Source organism: Planococcus citreus (assembly GCF_003664125.1).
GTDB lineage: Bacteria > Bacillota > Bacilli > Bacillales_A > Planococcaceae > Planococcus > Planococcus citreus.
This window is the reverse complement of record NZ_RCCP01000001.1, coordinates 1,197,761-1,215,564: the sequence shown is the minus strand read 5'-3', so window position 1 is coordinate 1,215,564 and position 17,804 is coordinate 1,197,761. Positions and strand designations below refer to the sequence as shown.

Annotated in this window: 22 protein-coding genes; 20 read left to right on the top strand and 2 right to left on the bottom strand. The window is 48.3% G+C overall.

Annotation, left to right across the window (positions count from 1 at the left end; all coding sequences use genetic code 11):
• Nucleotides 1–99: 99 nt before the first annotated feature.
• From DFR62_RS05995 to DFR62_RS05910, 18 genes are all read left to right on the top strand, one after another.
• Nucleotides 100–1,107, top strand: coding sequence for a tripartite tricarboxylate transporter substrate binding protein (locus tag DFR62_RS05995; RefSeq protein WP_058382743.1), 1,008 nt, complete (start codon nucleotides 100–102; stop codon nucleotides 1,105–1,107).
• A 119-nt stretch (nucleotides 1,108–1,226) separates the two neighbouring features.
• Nucleotides 1,227–1,685, top strand: coding sequence for a tripartite tricarboxylate transporter TctB family protein (locus tag DFR62_RS05990; protein WP_121298711.1), 459 nt, complete (start codon nucleotides 1,227–1,229; stop codon nucleotides 1,683–1,685).
• 15 nt (nucleotides 1,686–1,700) lie between these two features.
• Nucleotides 1,701–3,203, top strand: a complete 1,503-nt coding sequence (locus DFR62_RS05985; RefSeq protein ID WP_121298709.1) for a tripartite tricarboxylate transporter permease — start codon at nucleotides 1,701–1,703, stop codon at nucleotides 3,201–3,203.
• Nucleotides 3,204–3,214: 11 nt separating this feature from the next.
• Nucleotides 3,215–4,594 (top strand): SLC13 family permease, encoded by a 1,380-nt coding sequence (locus tag DFR62_RS05980; protein ID WP_244201652.1) that lies wholly within the window; start codon nucleotides 3,215–3,217, stop codon nucleotides 4,592–4,594.
• Between the two features lie 139 nt (nucleotides 4,595–4,733).
• Nucleotides 4,734–5,120 (top strand): DUF302 domain-containing protein, encoded by a 387-nt coding sequence (locus DFR62_RS05975; protein WP_121298707.1) that lies wholly within the window; start codon nucleotides 4,734–4,736, stop codon nucleotides 5,118–5,120.
• A 33-nt stretch (nucleotides 5,121–5,153) separates the two neighbouring features.
• On the top strand, nucleotides 5,154–6,272 hold the full coding sequence (locus tag DFR62_RS05970; RefSeq protein WP_121298705.1) for an MBL fold metallo-hydrolase: 1,119 nt from the start codon (nucleotides 5,154–5,156) through the stop codon (nucleotides 6,270–6,272).
• Between the two features lie 169 nt (nucleotides 6,273–6,441).
• The gene (locus DFR62_RS05965) at nucleotides 6,442–6,702 is read left to right on the top strand and encodes a metal-sensitive transcriptional regulator (RefSeq protein WP_058382748.1); all 261 of its coding nucleotides are present in this window, start codon (nucleotides 6,442–6,444) and stop codon (nucleotides 6,700–6,702) included.
• Between the two features lie 161 nt (nucleotides 6,703–6,863).
• Nucleotides 6,864–7,343: a DsrE/DsrF/DrsH-like family protein gene (locus DFR62_RS05960; RefSeq protein ID WP_121298703.1), complete on the top strand. Its 480-nt coding sequence runs from the start codon at nucleotides 6,864–6,866 to the stop codon at nucleotides 7,341–7,343.
• Nucleotides 7,344–7,372: 29 nt separating this feature from the next.
• Nucleotides 7,373–7,738: a rhodanese-like domain-containing protein gene (locus tag DFR62_RS05955; RefSeq protein WP_058382750.1), complete on the top strand. Its 366-nt coding sequence runs from the start codon at nucleotides 7,373–7,375 to the stop codon at nucleotides 7,736–7,738.
• 18 nt (nucleotides 7,739–7,756) lie between these two features.
• Complete coding sequence (locus tag DFR62_RS05950; protein WP_121298701.1) at nucleotides 7,757–8,053, top strand: rhodanese-like domain-containing protein; 297 nt, start codon at nucleotides 7,757–7,759, stop codon at nucleotides 8,051–8,053.
• 44 nt (nucleotides 8,054–8,097) lie between these two features.
• A complete protein-coding gene (locus DFR62_RS05945; RefSeq protein ID WP_058382752.1) occupies nucleotides 8,098–8,655 on the top strand; it encodes a sulfurtransferase TusA family protein in 558 nt (185 codons plus the stop codon).
• 39 nt (nucleotides 8,656–8,694) lie between these two features.
• Complete coding sequence (locus tag DFR62_RS05940; RefSeq protein WP_121298699.1) at nucleotides 8,695–9,090, top strand: DsrE/DsrF/DrsH-like family protein; 396 nt, start codon at nucleotides 8,695–8,697, stop codon at nucleotides 9,088–9,090.
• A 52-nt stretch (nucleotides 9,091–9,142) separates the two neighbouring features.
• Nucleotides 9,143–10,264, top strand: a complete 1,122-nt coding sequence (locus DFR62_RS05935; protein WP_121298697.1) for an MBL fold metallo-hydrolase — start codon at nucleotides 9,143–9,145, stop codon at nucleotides 10,262–10,264.
• 279 nt (nucleotides 10,265–10,543) lie between these two features.
• Nucleotides 10,544–10,771 (top strand): sulfurtransferase TusA family protein, encoded by a 228-nt coding sequence (locus DFR62_RS05930; protein ID WP_068870419.1) that lies wholly within the window; start codon nucleotides 10,544–10,546, stop codon nucleotides 10,769–10,771.
• 59 nt (nucleotides 10,772–10,830) lie between these two features.
• The gene (locus tag DFR62_RS05925; RefSeq protein WP_058382755.1) at nucleotides 10,831–11,607 is read left to right on the top strand and encodes a sulfite exporter TauE/SafE family protein; all 777 of its coding nucleotides are present in this window, start codon (nucleotides 10,831–10,833) and stop codon (nucleotides 11,605–11,607) included.
• A gap of 675 nt (nucleotides 11,608–12,282) precedes the next feature.
• Nucleotides 12,283–14,391 carry a type IA DNA topoisomerase gene (locus DFR62_RS05920; protein WP_121298695.1) on the top strand — a complete coding sequence of 703 codons (2,109 nt, stop codon included), beginning with the start codon at nucleotides 12,283–12,285 and terminating at the stop codon, nucleotides 14,389–14,391.
• 33 nt (nucleotides 14,392–14,424) lie between these two features.
• Entirely contained in the window at nucleotides 14,425–14,634 is a 210-nt protein-coding gene (locus DFR62_RS05915) for a heavy-metal-associated domain-containing protein (RefSeq protein ID WP_121298693.1), read from the top strand.
• Nucleotides 14,635–14,801: 167 nt separating this feature from the next.
• Entirely contained in the window at nucleotides 14,802–14,993 is a 192-nt protein-coding gene (locus DFR62_RS05910) for a hypothetical protein (protein WP_121298691.1), read from the top strand.
• 43 nt (nucleotides 14,994–15,036) lie between these two features.
• Here the strand turns inward: DFR62_RS05910 and DFR62_RS05905 are convergent, their stop codons facing one another.
• Nucleotides 15,037–15,741, bottom strand: coding sequence for a Na-translocating system protein MpsC family protein (locus tag DFR62_RS05905; RefSeq protein ID WP_121298689.1), 705 nt, complete (start codon nucleotides 15,739–15,741; stop codon nucleotides 15,037–15,039).
• A 161-nt stretch (nucleotides 15,742–15,902) separates the two neighbouring features.
• Between DFR62_RS05905 and DFR62_RS05900 the strand changes: the two genes are divergently transcribed.
• Nucleotides 15,903–16,388 carry a DUF2243 domain-containing protein gene (locus DFR62_RS05900; protein WP_121298687.1) on the top strand — a complete coding sequence of 162 codons (486 nt, stop codon included), beginning with the start codon at nucleotides 15,903–15,905 and terminating at the stop codon, nucleotides 16,386–16,388.
• A gap of 21 nt (nucleotides 16,389–16,409) precedes the next feature.
• On the opposite strand, the gene DFR62_RS05895 is transcribed toward DFR62_RS05900, so the two are convergent.
• Nucleotides 16,410–16,994, bottom strand: a complete 585-nt coding sequence (locus DFR62_RS05895) for a protein-L-isoaspartate(D-aspartate) O-methyltransferase (RefSeq protein ID WP_112230114.1) — start codon at nucleotides 16,992–16,994, stop codon at nucleotides 16,410–16,412.
• 107 nt (nucleotides 16,995–17,101) lie between these two features.
• Here DFR62_RS05895 and msrA point away from each other — a divergent pair, with 107 nt between their 5' ends.
• Entirely contained in the window at nucleotides 17,102–17,773 is a 672-nt protein-coding gene (gene msrA, locus DFR62_RS05890; protein ID WP_121298685.1) for a peptide-methionine (S)-S-oxide reductase MsrA, read from the top strand.
• Nucleotides 17,774–17,804 lie beyond the last annotated feature (31 nt).

Genomic DNA, 17,804 nt, shown 5'->3' with positions numbered 1-17,804 from the left:
AATCCTTTATACAGCTTATTTTGCAAACGGTTACATTCTGAAAATTCACAGTTATACTTCAACTCATAAGAAAACTACTTGAACTGAGGGGGAAATAAAATGAAGAAAACGATTTTTGCCAGTGTCTTGACTGTAAGCGCTTTAGCATTCGCCGGGTGCGGATCCGAAGATACGGCTAATACAGCGGGAGAAGACGGAACCTTCGAACCGTCGAAAGGGATTGAAATGGTGGCGCCGGCCGGGTCAGGCGGCGGCTGGGATACGACAGCCCGTGAAGTTGCCCGTGTATTCGGCGAAACGGGAATCATCGATGAAAATATGACCGTCATCAACCGTGAAGGCGGCGGCGGAGCAATCGGCTGGGCTTATGTCCACGCAAAAGAAGGAGACGCCCATAGCATGTTCGTCGCTTCACCGCCACTGATGTTCGTGCCGCTCAACGGCCAATCGGAACATGGCCATGAAGACTTTACGCCGCTTGCCAATATGATTGCAGACTACGGCGCGTTTGCTGTACGTGAAGATAGCGAATTTGAAGATTTGAACGATCTATTCGACCAAATGAAAGACGATCCGGAAAGTATCACCGTTATCGGCACTTCCGCTCCGGGAAGCATGGACCATATGCAATTTGTCCGCATCGCCAAAGCGGCAGGCGTTGACCCGACAAAGATCAAATACGTTTCTGACCAAGAAGGCGGCGCTTTGACAGCGGTTCTGAACGGCTCGGTAGATGTCTTCTCAACAGGTGTCGGCGAAACGATTGAGCAAGTGCGTGCCGGCAATATCAAAGTTCTGGGTGTGACGGCAGAAGAACGCATGGAAGGGGAAGTGCTTTCCGAATTCCCGACAGCAATCGAGCAGGGCATCGATGAGAGCTTCGTCAACTGGCGTGGATTCTTCGGGCCTCCAGGCATGGATGAGGCAGCGGTCGATTATTATGAAGCCAAATTCCAGGAATTGAGTGAATCCGAAGAGTTTGCGGAAGTCCGCGAGAAGTACGGATGGAACGAAATGTACATGGGCAGTGAAGAATACAGCGAATTCCTCGAAGGCGAAAAAGAAGAAATTGCCGCATTGCTCGAGGAAATTGGATTAGGCCAATAAAATTCTCTTTGCAAAGGAACATATAGCTGCCTAGGCAGCTCAAAAGTAAAAAATCAACAAGTGAAACCGGATCTTTGGCATTCGGTTTCTCTCTTTTCAGTTAAAAGGAGGCGTTTCGTTTGCTTGCAAGCATAAACCGGAAGTTGGGGCTGCTGATTTTCATTGTTGCGGCCGTCTATTTATATTTAAGTTTTCAATTGCCCAATTACGAATATGCCCCGATCGATGCGGATGTCATTCCGAAGGGCTTAGGCATCTTGTTATTGGTGCTGTCCGTCTTCCTATTCTTTTCCCGTGTAGTGGAAACGGATGCCGAAAAGGCGAAGCGCAATATCCCGAAAAAAGAACTGGGGGTCATTGCCGCGGTATTTGCCATGATTTTTGTCTACATTCTATTGTTTGAAGCGATCGGCTTTATCATCACGACGGCATTATTCATTTTCTTCTGTTCGTGGTTTTTAGGTTATAGAGCATGGAAGACAAATATATTGGTCTCCCTTCTGTTCCCGATTGTTATGTATGCTATTTTCGTTTTCGCGTTGGGGATTGTCTTGCCGCGCGGCATCTTGCCATTTTAAGGAGGGAGTTTCCATATGGATGCATTTCAAGGTCTATTGACCGGTTTTCAAGTTGCCTTAAGTCTAGAAGGGATCATGTTCGTACTGATCGGCGTTATCGTCGGTACATTGATTGGGATGATGCCAGGGCTAGGCCCGATCAGCGCCATTGCGATCATGATTCCGATTACATATGGGATGGACCCGGCACCGGCACTCGTCATGATGGCGGGCGTCTATTACGGGGCTGTATTCGGCGGGTCGACTTCTTCGATCCTGTTGAACGCGCCGGGGATTTCCGGAACGGTCGCTACAGCTTTTGACGGCTATCCGATGGCCCAGCAAGGGAAGGCCGGGAAAGCGCTGGCCATTGCGGCGATTTCTTCATTCATCGGAGGAACCGTCTCGGTTGTCCTCTTGATGCTGCTTGCACCGGCTTTGTCGAGCGTAGCGATTTCTTTCGGGCCGCCAGCGTATTTCGCCTTGATGTTCATGGGCTTGACCGCGATTTCTAGTCTTTCTGAAGGCTCGACGATCAAAGCGATGATCGCAGCCGTCGCAGGCTTCATGGTCGTCACGATCGGTATCGACCCGCAGACAGGGACGCAGCGTTTTACCTTCGGGAACGTCAACCTGTTCGACGGATTCGACTTTTTGATCATCGCGCTCGGCCTCTTTGCGGTCGCTGAAGTCTGCATGCTGATCCTGAACCGCAAAAACCGCAGCTTGAGCGACGACCAGAAACTGGGCAGCTTGAAGTTGTCCAAGGCAGACTTGAAAGAAATGAGCGGGCCAGTCAGCCGCCAGTCGTTCGTCGGCTTTTTGCTCGGCGTCTTGCCAGGTGCAGGAGCGACAATCGCTTCTTTCATCAGTTATATTTTTGAAAAACGAATCGCTAAGAATCCTGAAGAGTTCGGTAAAGGGTCTATCAAAGGGCTCGCAGCACCGGAAAGTTCCAATAACGCCGCGACAAGCGGTGCGTTCGTTCCACTTTTGAGCTTGGGGATTCCAGGTTCAGGGACGACAGCTGTCATGTTGGGTGCATTCCTTGTGCTCGGCGTACAGCCAGGACCGCTCTTGATGACCGACCGCCCGGAAATCTTCTGGGGCATCATCGCTTCCATGTATCTCGGGAACGTGTTCCTGTTGATCTTGAACTTGCCATTGATTCCATATTTGGCAAAAATCTTGAGCATTCCACGTCCTTTGCTCATTTCACTCGTCATCATGTTCAGTTTGATAGGCGTCTATTCGATTAGCTTCAACGTCTTTGACCTATATATGCTGCTGGTATTCGGCGCATTAGGATTTGCGATGCGGATCTTTTCATTTCCAGCACCGCCATTCATCTTGGCATTTATCCTTGGAGGCATGATGGAGCAGGCTTTCCGCCAATCCATGACCATCTCTAACGGCAGCTTGAGCATTTTTGTCGATACTCCGCTTCCGCTATCCTTGCTCTTGGTTGCATTGATTTCATTATTGGTTCCGGCATTCCTGAAATGGAGAAGCAACAGGTTGGCATATAAACAACGTTAAGGGGTGGGAAAGTGAGAAACTCTAAGCTAGTGCCGCGTGTTCTTGCTTTTCTGCTGGCCACCGGTTTTGCTCTTTTATGGATGTTCGGCTTATTGGATGCTTATACGGATGACCAGAAACTGACGCTGCTATTGCTTGGCATCGCCATAGGTTTGTGGACGGTAAGCGCTATGCCGCTCGCCGCTTCGAGTCTGCTGGTGCTTGGCCTGCTGCTGCTTTTCCGCCTGACGGAAGAGCCGGAGCAGGCTTTTGCCGGTTTTTTGTCGGATGCGCTTTATTTTATCCTGGCACTGACTTTAATTTCCAAAGTGCTAGTGAAAGCGAAAGCCGATCAAGTATTTGTCGGCGTGTTATTGAAAATGAGCAAAGGCAAAGTCCAGCGGCTGTTGGTCGGCTTGCCGCTATTGATCGTCTTTTTGCCGATCCTGCTGCCTTCAGCTGTCGCCAGGTTCCGCATTCTGGAGCCGATCATCGAGCAAGTGAATGATCGTTTCGCACTCGGCAAGAGAAGCCTGTTCCGCCAGTTCAGCTTTTATGTCATCGGCATGATGAACCAGAACTCGACGATGATCGTCTTCACGGGCGGTGGATTCCCGATTCTCGCGGCTCAATTGCTGAGCGATTTCGGAGGCATCCAAATTTCCTGGCTCGGCTGGTTCGTTCGCATTGCACCGGCGCTTTGGCTGTCACTGCTAGTGGTCAGTTTCGGTGTCTGGTTCTTTTTCAAACGCCGTAGCGGTCCAGGACCTCAGATGGAGCAGATGGAATTTACTCCTGCCGCCCGCTTGCCGGAACGTTTCTGGCGGGTGATCATCTCGTTTTTCGCCATGATCATCAGCTGGATCGTCATCGATCAGGAACAGATCCCACTCATCGTCGCGCCTTTCCTATTGCTCGCTTATTATGCGTTGCCGATGAATGGGCTAGTCGATGACCGGCTCGTCCGGGATTACGATTGGGAAACTTTCCTATTGCTCGGCGCCTCATTTTCACTTGGCTATTTAATAGAAGAAAACGGAACGGCCGGTGTCCTGGCGAGCCAATTGATTCAACTGCTGCCAGCAGGAATGGGCCAGGGGGTAAATATTATTTTTATCGCTTGTCTCATTTTCCTATTGCGCTTCTTGTTTGTCGTGCCTTCCACATCGATGATCGTCATTTTTCCGATCATCGTCAGTTTTGCAGAAATGTTGGGCTTGCCGATTTTGCCGATGGCGTTTTTATTGATCATGATCATCGGCGGCGTCACCATCTTGCCAATTCATTCACCTACAACTTTTTTAGCATTTCAAAAAGGGGCATTCTCCCAGCGCGAACAATTGCTCGTAGGCAGTTTTTCAAGTATTGTCATCACGGCAATTGCCATCCTTTTTGCGGTTTTCATCTGGTGATGGAACCCATTCATAATTGCCAAAGCCAGCCTTCACAAGAAGGTTGGTTTTTTTGTCTGAAAAGAGGCCGTATGTTTAGCCGGAAAAATAGGGGGTAGGGTAATTCTAGAAGCGATTTAAATAAGAGGAGGCAGAAAAAATGTTTGATTATACCGTTACGACTAGCAAATCTGTAGATGAAGCAGTGGCATCGCTCGAGGAAAACTTGAAAGAAGAGCAGTTCGGCGTATTATGGAACTTCGATTTGACGGCAAAACTTCAGGATAAGGGACAAGACTTTGATACACCGTACAAGATCCTGGAAGTATGCAACCCGAAAGAAGCGAATACGGTACTCTCTGAAAACTTGATGGTCGGCTATTTCCTGCCATGCAAAATTGTCGTATATAAAGAAGGCGAAGAAACGAAAATCGGCATGCCAAAGCCGACATCATTGATCGGCATGGCAGAAGACGGCGGCAAATTGAATGAAGTGGCTGCAGATATCGAAAACCGCCTCATCGGCTGCATCGACCGGACCGCCTAAGTTTCAAAAATTTACGAATGGAGGAGTTTTTTTATGACAGTCAAATTTACATCCGCTGAAGAAATTGCAGAAAAAGTAATGAACAATGAACCTGTTGCCATTCTCGATGTCCGCAGCAAAGAAGATGTGGAAAATTGGCATGTAGAAGGCAGCCAAGTTGAATTGCATAATATTCCGTTCAATAAAATAGAAGAAAGCAGCGAAGAAATCAACAAGCTGCCGAAGGAAAAACCGCTCTACACGATGTGTGCGAAAGGCAACACATCGAAGAAAGCGGCGGAGTACCTGCAGGATCAAGGATTTGAAAACATCATTTCCATTGAAGGCGGGATGGCTTCCTGGAGTGAACAATTGGAACCGGTGAAAATCGGCGACTTGAAGACTGGCGGCGCGATCTATCAATTTGTCCGTGTCGGCAAGGGCTGCCTGTCTTATTTGATCGAATCGGATGGCGAAGCGGCAGTGGTCGATGCGGCACGAATGACCGAACCGTATGAAAACTTCGCAAAAGAGCATTCGGCGAAAATCACTCATGTGTTGGATACCCATCTCCATGCCGACCATATTTCAGGCGGCCGAAAATTGGCCGAGCAGTTCGGCGCACAGTATCACTTGCCGCCGGAAGATGCGGATGAAGTGGTATTCGGTTATGAACCAGTTGAAGACGGAACAACCGTGGAAGTAGGGAAAGCCAAGATTAAGGCGTTCTATTCGCCAGGCCATACGATCGGCAGCACCTCATTTATCGTCGACGATGAATATTTGCTGACAGGCGATATCCTGTTCATCGAATCGATCGGCCGTCCAGACCTTGCAGGGAAAGCGACGGATTGGGCAGAAGACCTGCATGAAACGCTTTATGAACGCTACGATGACCTGTCGAAAAACTTAATTGTTTTGCCTGCACATTATGCAGACGTTAAAGAAATGAACGAAGACGGCAGCGTCCACAAAAAACTCAGCGAGCTGTACAATCAAAATGAAGGGCTCAATATCGATGATGAAGAACGTTTCATCAAACGTGTGACGGAAAACTTGAAAGAGCAACCGAACGCTTATGAAGATATCCGCAAAACGAATATGGGAAAAATCATCCCATCCGAAGACGAACAAAAAGAAATGGAAACCGGCCCGAACAATTGTGCAGTCTAAGCGGTGCCGGTTATACAAGGGTCCCCGCTGTATTGGCGGGGACTTTCCGTGTTAAAATACCTTCAGGCAAAGCGAAAAATAATCAGTGAGTTTTTCGTTTGACTTTATACCCTAAGGGGTATATTATTGAGCATAACAACTTCAATATATTGAACAGGAGGCTTGTCTGATGGAATACGATAAAAAGATTGAAAACCGCCTCAAGCGGATTGAAGGCCAATTGCGCGGAGTCATCAAAATGGTCGAAGCAGACGGTGAATGCCGTGATGTAGTGACCCAGCTGTCGGCAGTAAGAAGCGCAGTGGACCGGACGATCGGAGTCATTGTCAGTGAAAATCTGCAGTCTTGTGTACGCGATAGCTTAGAAAAAGGCGAAAGTACCGAAGATGTCGTAAAAGAAGCGGTCGAGCTTCTCGTAAAAAGCCGTTAAAACGGGATAAAATAAAAAAAGAAGTTTCCTGTTGACATAGCAGAATAGATGCTTTAATATACCCTATAGGGTATTGGAAGGAAGTGCGACGCCACTATAAAACGTTCTTTTTTTTGGAATAAAATATACCCATAGGGGTAATTAATGGAGGAATTTACAGAATGGCAGAACAAAAGAAGACAACAATTGTACTTTTCAGCGGAGACTATGACAAAGCAATGGCCGCCTATATCATCGCAAACGGAGCAGCGGCTTACGATCACGAAGTTACCATTTTCCATACATTTTGGGGATTGAATGCACTTCGCCAAGAAAATCCGCCAGCAATCAAAAAAGGGCGCCTCGAAACGATGTTCTCAAAAATGATGCCGCGCGGAGCCGACAAACTCGGGCTTTCCAATATGCAATTCGGGGGCATGGGCCCGAAATTGATCAAGCAAGTCATGAAAAAACATAATGCAATGCCATTGCCGGATCTAATCGAAATGGCTCAAGAGCAAGACATTAAATTGGTTGCCTGCACGATGACAATGGATCTTCTCGGCTTGCAAAAAGAAGAGCTCTTGGATGAAATTGAATACGCTGGCGTAGCCGCTTATCTTGGCGACGCAGAAGACGGCAACGTCAACTTGTTTATCTAACTCCCAAAAGTGGAAAGGATGAAGTATAGATGGAATGGTTGCTCTGGATTGCAGTCGGGGTTATTGCCTATTTCGCGATCTCCCGCTTTACTGCACCAACTAAAGGAATCAAGACAATGTCCACTGACGAACTGAAACCTGCACTCGGCAAGAAAGATAAGCAGTATATCGATGTCCGGACGCCTGCAGAGTTCAAAGCGAACCATATTAAAGGCTTCAAGAACATTCCATTGAATGATTTACCGAAGCGTGTAAATGAATTGTCGAAGGACAAAGAAACACTGGTCATCTGCCAAAGCGGCATGCGCAGCAGCAGAGCGAGCCAATTATTGAAGAAAAACGGATTTACCAATATAGTGAATATCAGAGGCGGAATGAGCAGTTACCGCGGATAATTTGAGGAGGAATTTAACATGAAAAGCATGACTACACAAGAAGTTCAGGAATACATCAAAAACAACCCTGAGGCGTCGCTGATCGATGTGCGCGAAACAGAAGAAGTCGCTGCAGGAAAAATTCCAGGAGCCGTCAATATTCCACTTGGCCTGTTGGAGTTCCGCTTGCAGGATATCGATAAATCGAAAGAACATATCATGATTTGCCGTTCTGGCAACCGCAGTGGCATGGCCAGCCGGTTATTGGAAGACCGCGGCTATAACGTCATCAATATGGACGGCGGCATGATGAACTGGGAAGGCGACACCGAGTAATCTTCAGCAACAGGCTCGGATTCATAAAAGGAGGAGAATGATTAATGGTTCAAACAGATAAAGTATTGGACGCTAAAGGGCTCGCATGCCCAATGCCGATCGTCAAGACGAAAAAGGTAATGAAAGACATGGGTTCTGGTGAAGTATTGGAAGTCCAAGCAACTGATAAAGGGTCCACAGCCGATTTGCAGGCATGGGCGAAAAGCTCGGGTCATGAATACATCGGTACGGAAACAGAAGGGGACGTGTTGCTTCATTACTTGCGCAAAGACGGCGCAAATGAAGTAGAAGAGACGATTGAAATCCCTGAAGTATCGCTCGCTGATTTTCAAGCACGCGTTGAAAACGGTGATTCGTTGAACATTTTGGATGTTCGCGAGCAAGAAGAATACGATGAAGCGCATATCCCTGGCGTCAAGCATATTCCGCTCGGTGAAGTGGAAAATCGCATGAACGAATTGGATCAAAACCAAGAAATTTACATCATCTGCTATTCAGGCCGCAGAAGCGGAGTTGCTGGCGACATGATGGCGAAAAAAGGGTTCAAGACTTTGTATAACGTAGTGCCTGGCATGCGTGATTGGACTGGCAAAACCGAGTAATCGGGCCAGTCCCCAAATTTTGAAGGAGTGTGTTCATTAATGGCTAAGAAAACAGCAATCATCGCCTCTAACGGCGGATTATTCGAAGCATATAAAGTATTCAATATTGCAACAGCAGCGGCAGCAAGTGATCACGAAGTGTCCATTTTCTTCACATTCGAAGGCTTGAACTTGATCCACAAAGAAGCGAACCAGCAATTGCCGATGCCTGAAGGCAAAGAGCATTTTGAAGAAGGCTTCAAAAAATCGAACGTACCGGCTATTCCGGAACTAATCGAAATGGCGCAGGACCTCGATGTTAAATTTATCGGTTGCCAAATGACGATGGATGTCATGGGCCTTGAGAAAGACGCATTCGTTGACGGCATTGAAGTCGGAGGCGCAGTGACATTCCTTGATTTTGCACAAGATGCAGACGTGACACTTACATTCTAATCAATAGAAAAATTTTTTTACGAAAAAATATACCCCGGGAGGTAATTAGTTTATGTCAGTAAAAGCAATGACAGCGGCGCAAGTAGCCCGCAAAGTAATTGATAACGAACCATTGTTCATCCTTGATGTCCGCAACGGCGACGCATTCGCCGATTGGAAAATCGAAGGCGGCAACATCCAGTACTTGAACATTCCATATTTTGATTTATTGGACGGCGTTGAAGAAGTCATCGATCAATTGCCGAAAGACCGCGATATTTTGGTCGTCTGCGCCAAAGAAGGATCTTCCATCATGGTTGCAGATATGCTTGCGGATGAAGGCGTGGAAACGGCTTATCTATCAGGCGGCATGAAAGCATGGAGCGAGCACTTGGAGCCGGTTAAAGTCGGCGATTTGAAAGATGGCGGAGAACTTTACCAATTTGTCCGCATCGGCAAAGGCTGCTTGTCTTATATGGCTATATCTGGCGGGGAAGCGGCAGTCATTGACGCGACTCGCATGACGGATGTCTTCTTGAACTTCGCGCAGGAAAAAGGCGCAGCGATCAAGCACGTATTCGATTCCCACCTTCACGCGGACCATATCTCAGGCGGACGCCAAATTGCACAAGCGACAGGCGCAACGTACTACTTGCCGCCAGCTGACGCTGAAGAAGTGGTATTCGATTATACACCGCTTGAAGGCGGCTTTGACGCGGCATTTGGCAGCTCGAAAGTCGAAGCGCTCTACTCGCCAGGACACACAATCGGTTCGACTTCATTCATCGTTGATGATCAATACTTGATGACAGGTGATATCCTGTTCATCGATTCTATCGGACGCCCGGACCTTGCAGGGCTAGCGGAAGACTGGGTTGGCGATTTGCGCGAATCCCTATACAGCCGCTATCAGGCGCTTGCAAATGAATTGGTCGTTCTTCCGGCTCACTTCATGATCATGGAAGAATTGAACGAAGACGGCAGTGTCGCGAAAAAATTGGGCGATTTGTTCAAGGAAAATCACGGCTTGAATATCGAAGATGAGCAGGAGTTCCGCGACATGGTGACGAAGAACCTACCACCGCAGCCGAATGCTTACCAGGATATCCGCAAGACCAACATGGGCAAGATCACACCAGAAGAAGAAATGCAGCGCGAAATGGAAATCGGCCCGAACCGCTGCGCCGTACGTTAAGTTTACCGATTACGAATTAGATAAAGAGTCAAAAAGAGCGATGAAATCGATCCAGGCGGTCGCTTCCATCTGAGATAGTCAAATAGATATGTAACAAAACAGCGCAGACTCCTTGGGGATCAGCGAAGTGCTGAAATCCATTCGGGCGTCTAGCCCGAATTAGTTCAGCGCGAGCCCCCAGGAAAGCTAGCTGTTTTGTGAAATATCGACTGTAGTGAAATTGCATTTAGACTTATATAGCAAGTAACTATAATAAAACATTCTAAAGGAGAGATTTTGATGAACGCAGATAAAGTACTAGACGCAAAAGGCTTGGCTTGCCCAATGCCGATCGTAAAAACAAGAAAAGAAATGAAAGATATGGATTCCGGCCAAGTTTTGGAAATCCAAGCTACAGATAAAGGCGCATCAGCAGATTTGACTGCATGGGCTAAATCAGGCGGCCACGAACTCTTGGAACAGCAAGTCGATGGCGACGTGCTGAAGTTCTGGATCAAAAAGGGCTGAGCATCAGCCATCTAGATTGCAAAGAAGAGCAGAAATGCTTTTTGGGAAGGTGAGTTTCCATGAGTATTGATTTTATGATTGTTATTTTCTTGATCGGCTTTGTCGGTTCCTTCATCTCCGGAATGGTCGGAATCGGCGGATCCATCATCAAGTATCCGATGCTGTTATATATCCCGGTCATGCTGGGATACACGGCATTTTCAGCACATGAAGTATCAGGTATCAGTGCCATTCAAGTATTCTTCGCGACCATCGCGGGGGTATGGGCATACCGGGGCAGTGGCTATTTGAATAAGTCCCTTATCGCCTATATGGGCGGCGCTATTCTAGTCGGGAGCTTTATCGGCGGGTACGGTTCGACACTCTTGTCTGAGTCTGCCATCAACATTGTCTATGCCATCCTGGCGACAATCGCAGTCGTCATGATGTTCATCCCGAAAAAAGGCTTGGATGATATTCCGGCTGATCAAGTGACTTTCAATAAATGGATTGCTGCAAGCCTGGCGTTTATCGTCGGAATTGCGGCAGGTATTGTCGGTGCAGCAGGCGCCTTCATCCTGGTGCCGATCATGCTGGTCGTCTTGCGTATTCCAACTCGCATGACAATCGCGACTTCATTGGCGATTACATTTATCTCATCCATCGGTTCAACGGTCGGTAAAATCGTCACTGACCAGATCCTGTATGGTCCGGCTGCAGTCATGATCGTGGCCAGTATCCTGGCAGCTCCATTGGGTGCAAAAGTGGGCCAAAAAGCGAACACCAAATTATTGCAATGGATCTTGTCGCTGTTGATTCTAGGTACAGCAATCAAAATCTGGCTTGATATTCTATAAGAGCGAAAAGCTTCCGGCAGTAGCCGGAAGCTTTTTTTGTTTTCACTTTGAAATCAAGCACATGCGGTTTTGTTCAGGCTTCGCTGGAAGCGATTTCCCCACTAGCCGGCAACTGAATATAGAAGCAGATCTGCCTGAAAAATCTTCTCACAATGAAATCTCTAAGCCGCCAAGCGCCCAGGGTGAGCCGACGCCATAAGACAAGTGCTCTTCTTGGCTTATGGCAAGAGGCCAACCCAAAGCAGGGCGGCGAATACGAAGATGAGGCCCGACTCAACTTCAGGAACATTTCCACAAGCAAACCCTTGCTATCACATTCTATATTAGCGCCAGGAAGCGATTTCCCCACTAGCCGGCAACTGAATATAGAAGCAGATTTAACTAATCAATCTTCACACAACGAAATTTCCAAGCCGCTCAGCGCCCAGGGTGAGCCGACGCCATAAGACAAGTGCTCTTCTTGGCTTATTGCAAAAGGCCAACCCATAGCAGTGCGGCGAATACCAAAATGAAGCCCGACTCAACTCCAGGAACATTGCTACAAGAAACCCCGCTATCTTAATTTAAAACCCGCCCAACAAAGCAGTTAACTACTGAAATGCCAATAAGCTTTCATTTGGATTTTTCAGTGGAAAGAGTACAATGAAACAAAGAGCATGGGAAAGGAAGAACAGCATGAAACCAGTAATTGTAGCCGAAAAGCCGAGCCAGGCGAAAGCGTATGGCGATGCGTTCAAGACGGTGAAGCGGGAAGGCTATATGGAAATGGCGCCGAATCCGATCTTTCCAGAAGGCGCGTTCATTACCTGGGGCATCGGCCATCTTGTCGAATTGAAAGAGCCGAAAGCCTACGACCCGAAATGGGGCAAATGGTCGCTCGCTTCCTTGCCGATTCTGCCAGTCGAATACCAATTTCAAGTAGCCCGCGGCAAATCGAAGCAATTCAATATCATCAAAAAACTCCTGAAAGAAACCGATACCGTCATCAATGCCTGCGACGTAGACCGCGAAGGCTCGAATATTTTCTACAGCATCTACCGGCAGACGGGCGTGCGCGGCAAACAAATCAAACGGCTGTGGATCAATTCACTCGAAATTGATGAAGTACGCGAAGGCTTCCTCAATTTGCGCGACAACAAGGAAGACTTGCGCCTGTACGAAGAAGCGCGGGCGCGTCAAATCAGCGACTGGCTGGTCGGCATGAACGGCTCAAGGCTTTACTCGCTGCTGCTTCAAGAACGCGGCATCCACGAAGTATTTGCGATTGGGCGGGTTCAGACGCCAACCGTATTTTTGATTTATCAGCGCCAAAAGGAGATCGAGGCGTTCAAGCCGGAGCCGTTCTACGAAATCGAAGGGAAATTCAAAGCCGCGAAAGGCAGCTATAAAGGAAAAGCCAAACTGAAAGCGAAAGAGCGCAAAAAAGCGGAAGAGCTCCTGGCTGTCCATGAGTTGACGGACGGCAAAGCGCAAGGCCATATCAAAGAATTGAAGACGGCGGAAAAACACATCCCGCCGCAGCCGCTACATTCCTTATCCAGCCTGCAGGCAGCCGCGAACCGGAAATGGAAATACAGCCCGCAAAAAGTGCTGTCGGCGATGCAAAAGCTCTATGAGAAAAAACTGGTGAGTTATCCGCGGACCGATTCCCGCCATATCACCTCGGCGGAATTCGGCTATTTGTCAGCCCAAGTTGAGAGTTACCAAAAGCTTATCGATGCACCGTTTCCGATTGCATCGAAAATACCGAAAAAGCGTTTTGTCGATAACACAAAAGTGCAGGAGCATTATGCCATCATCCCGACGAAGAGCTTGCCGACAGCCCGTAAAATCGAAGGATTGCCGCAGGACGAACGGAATTTATACGAAGAAGTGATGCGTACGACGCTCGGCATGTTCCACCGGGATTACCGTTATGCCGAAACGAAAGTCGTGACCGATGTAAATGGGTTGGAGTTTTACACAACTGGCCGGACAGAGCTCGATAAAGGCTGGAAATCGCTGTTTCCGACGTCAAAAGAAGCGAAACAGGATCCGCCGCTTCCTGAATTGGCACTCCATGAGCAAGTAGCAGCAGCGATTGCCATTGTTGAAGGCATGACGACTCCGCCAAAGCCGTATACAGAAGGGCAGCTGATCGCCATGATGAAAACCTGCGGGAAGTTCGCGGAAGATGTAGCCGACAGCGAAATCCTCAAGGAAGTGGAAGGGCTCGGGACGGAAGCGACGCGCAGCGGAATCATTGAAACGATCAAGCGCCATAATTATATCGAAGTAAAAAGAAACATTGTGTCAGTCACTGAAAAAGGGCGCATGCTGTGCCAAGCCATTGAAGGCAATTTGCTTTCGAGCCCGTCAATGACGGCGAAATGGGAAAGCTATTTGAAGAAAATCGGCAAAGGCGAAGGCTCCTCGGAAGTGTTCCTCGCCACAATCGGAAAATTCATTGAGAAGCTGCTGCAAGATGTGCCGGAGCAATTGCGCAGCAACGGGATGCCGGACCAGATGCCTGCTTTGCAAGGAGCGGAAATTGCAATATGCCCGCGCTGCCGAAAAGGTTCGATTGTTTCCCGCAAAGGCTCATACGGCTGTACAGAACATGCCAATGGCTGCAAGCAATCATTCCCGGCGGTGTTTTTGAAAAAAAGGTTAACGGCAAAACACATCGAATACTTATGCACTAAAGGGAAAACGCCGGTCATTAAAGGTTTCGTATCGAAGAACGGTAAAAAATTCAATGCCAGTCTCGTATTGGAAGAGGGAAAATTGGCAATGAAGTTTTAATATTTCCCAGGAAATATACAGGAAGGAGTGCAGATGATGAGAAAAATGACGATCTATGTAGCGGAAGCGAAATCACAGCGTCCGATTCACGAACTGGAAGATTTATTGCTGAATGAGCCAGGGGTTGAACGGGCTTTAGTGGATGTGAAAGATGGCGAAGTCAAACTGGAGCTGGACGAAACGAAGATCAAGGAAAGCCAGATCATCCGTCTCATCAAAGAAGCGGGGTTTCACGTGGAGTGATTTCTTTGCCACACAGTAGGTGTTCCTGTACAATAGGAATCATTGAATAGCAATAACTGCATATAATAGGTCAAATGCCGCGGACCATAGCGCCGGAGGCAAAGCCGAAAAGATTCCTTTCATTTTGAGGGGCTCTTTTCGGCTTTTTTTATAGGGGGGAAGCAGTAATGGGTTATTTTGTAGATCATCGAACGAAAAAAATCCATCATAGCCAGTTTGCAGGAGATAGTTGTGGCTTTTTGCAAACGCCTATAGATCAACGGGAGTTTACCGATAAAATGGAGTATGTGGAGAGCTTGGCAGAAAAGGAATATGAACATTGCCCGTACTGCCAAACTGCACAGTCGACTGTCGGTTAAATTGGATAGAGAAAAAAGCCGCCAATTGGGCGGCTTTTTCATTTTAAGAATGCTTATTCGGTTCAAGAAGCACGAGAATGTAACTGATATCCGTCGAGAATTCCCAATCGAGGAAAATTTCGCGGATATCCCGTTTAAGTAGTTCAGGGAACGGGGTTTCTTTCAAAAGCAAGCGCTTTTCGAGAGGCCGTTTCACTTGTTTCAGTTCTTCGGCCAACCCTCTGCGTATGAGCTCACGTTCGATCTCCACCAAGAAGCCTGTGCGTTCGATTAATAAGGTCCGGTCATTCAACCAGAACAGCTCGGTGCTTTCGGGTTTCTTTTCGGCTTTTCGGCTGGCTTCCACGACTGAATCGTGGAGAGCTTCTTGCGTCGCGTCAGACTGCCAGTCAAATTCAGTTGCAGCATCCCGGCTAGCCATGACCCCGATAAGCATGCCGGTCTGGTTTTCCAGATGCCAATCGGAATAAATCGATTCGACTTTTTCGCCAGAAGCACGGGAGAAGGCAGCGCAAATATCTGGCTTCAGTTCTTCGATCAGCAAATGGCGGATTTCCATCACTCGCCTAAACTCGTTTTTCTGGAGCAGGATCTTTTCTGTCGGGCTTAGGAAACCTCTCAGGTGGACGATGACAAAGGGTGGTTTCACGATCACGAATACAGATGTCGGGCCTTTCCCGAAGTGTTCGCGGATGACGGTTGAAATATAGCCGCCGATTTCACTTTGCATGGTTTTTGAATTCTGCAAATGGTTCGCCTCCTTGGGTAAAGTAATTGGTCTGCCGGATAGGGCAATGTCTATTGTATTGGGCGTGCCATGCACTGAACGGCCAATAACGATTAAGGGGCCGGCAGAGCGGGTATAAATGGAAAAACGGATACGGACGGAATTCAAAAGGGGTGGATCGAATGGTTTCGGCAGAACGCAAGACAGATCTTACGACAGCAAGAAACCGGCGCGTCCACACTTCACGGAATTTTTGGGCGGGCTTATTGTTCGGAGCCGGGATGTTTTCAGTGCTCGAGCAAAGCATTTTCCATTTTTTCCTGCAATGGCATCATTTCTACGAAGGCAATGGCCCCCAAGCGATTTTGACCGGGGAAGGAATTTACCAGGTCATCGGCTGGGCATTGACGGTTTTGTCTCTATGGATCGCTGCCGATTTGGCCAGGCGAAAAGCCTTCTGGCCAGCGCGCTTTTCAGGCAGTGCATTGATTGGAGGCGGCGTGTTGCTGATATTCGACAGCCTGGTGTTCCGCCTGCTGTTGAATCTTCATACCGTCAGGGACATTGGGGACCCTGTTTTCTACGAATCGCTATGGCTCGGAACAGCCGCTTTCCTTTTTTTGCTTGGCTGGTCGGTCTTGCGCAATGCTTCAAAAGATGGAGATTAATCCTCGTCACTTTACTATACCCTAATTTTCATACTTCCCTTTTAATGGGACAAACCGGACCGCTTCAAGCGCTGTCTTTTCCAATCTCCCATCGCTGGATTTGTCGATGGCGAGAAGGTCCTGGCTGTACTGATGGCCGACAGGGATGAGCATGCGCCCGCCGTTTGCCAATTGGTCCACCAATTCTTTCGGAATATCCGAGGCGGCAGCAGTGACGATGATCCGGTCGTACGGTGCATGTTCAGGCCAGCCGAGGCTGCCATCGCCCAGCAGGAACGAGATGTTTTCGAACCCTTTCGCTTCGAGCCGCTTTTTTGCGCTCTCAGCTAGCTGTGGAATCTTCTCGACTGTATAGACTTCACGTGAAAAAGCTGCCAGAAGCGCTGTCTGGAAACCCGATCCTGTGCCGATCTCCAACACTTTGTGATGGTCTTCGAGATCGAGTGCAACCGTCATTTCCAAAACGAGTGAAGGTTGTGAAATCGTCTGGCCATATCCAATTGGCAAAGCTTCGTCTCGCCCGGCATCTTGCTGATGGCGATCCATGAACGAACCCCGGTCAAGTGAGCGGAAATAAGCGGTGATGTCCTGTTTACGTGCAGTCATGCAGATACACCTGCTTTCGTTCGATTTGTTTGATGGACTCCTTGCTACTATCATAAGGAAAAATGGCCCGAAGCACAAAGGGCGGCTCTTAAGGAGAGGAACCTCATATGGAGAACACAATAATTTCAGCACTTGAACAGGACTTGCCGGACACAGTGAATCTCGAAACCGCAACCTTCGGGATGGGCTGCTTTTGGAGTCCCGATGCACAGTTCGGTTCATTGCCTGGCGTGATCCGGACACGGACCGGCTATGCAGGCGGCACTTCGGACAATCCCACATACCGGCAGATGGGCGACCATACGGAAACCATCCAAGTGGCATTTGATCCTAGTCAGATCCGCTTTGAAGAAATCATCAGGGAATTTTGGCGCAGCCATTACCCGAACCGCGACGCATACAAAGGGCGCCAATACATTTCCTTGCTGTTTTGGCACTCCGAAGAGCAAAAGCACATCATCGAGAAACTGAAGGTAGAAAAAGAGCAGCAACTGAACGAGCCGGTTGAAACAGAAATCCGGCCGTTCGACGGATTTACGGAAGCGGAGGAGCGCCATCAGAAATATTATTTAAAACGCTATCCGAAAGCGCTTGAGCAATTGGCAGAACTTTATCCCGAGATGGCTCTTTTGACACCGTCGACTTTCGCTGCCCGGCTGAACGGGTTTGTCAAAGGCTTCGGCAGCCGGCAGCAATTGCTCGAGGAAATCAACGGATGGCCGATCAACAAAGGACACAGTGATGCTCTTCGGCAAGTGCTGCTTAAACTGAAATGGTAATTTGATGAGTGCTGGAAAGACCGCTGATTGC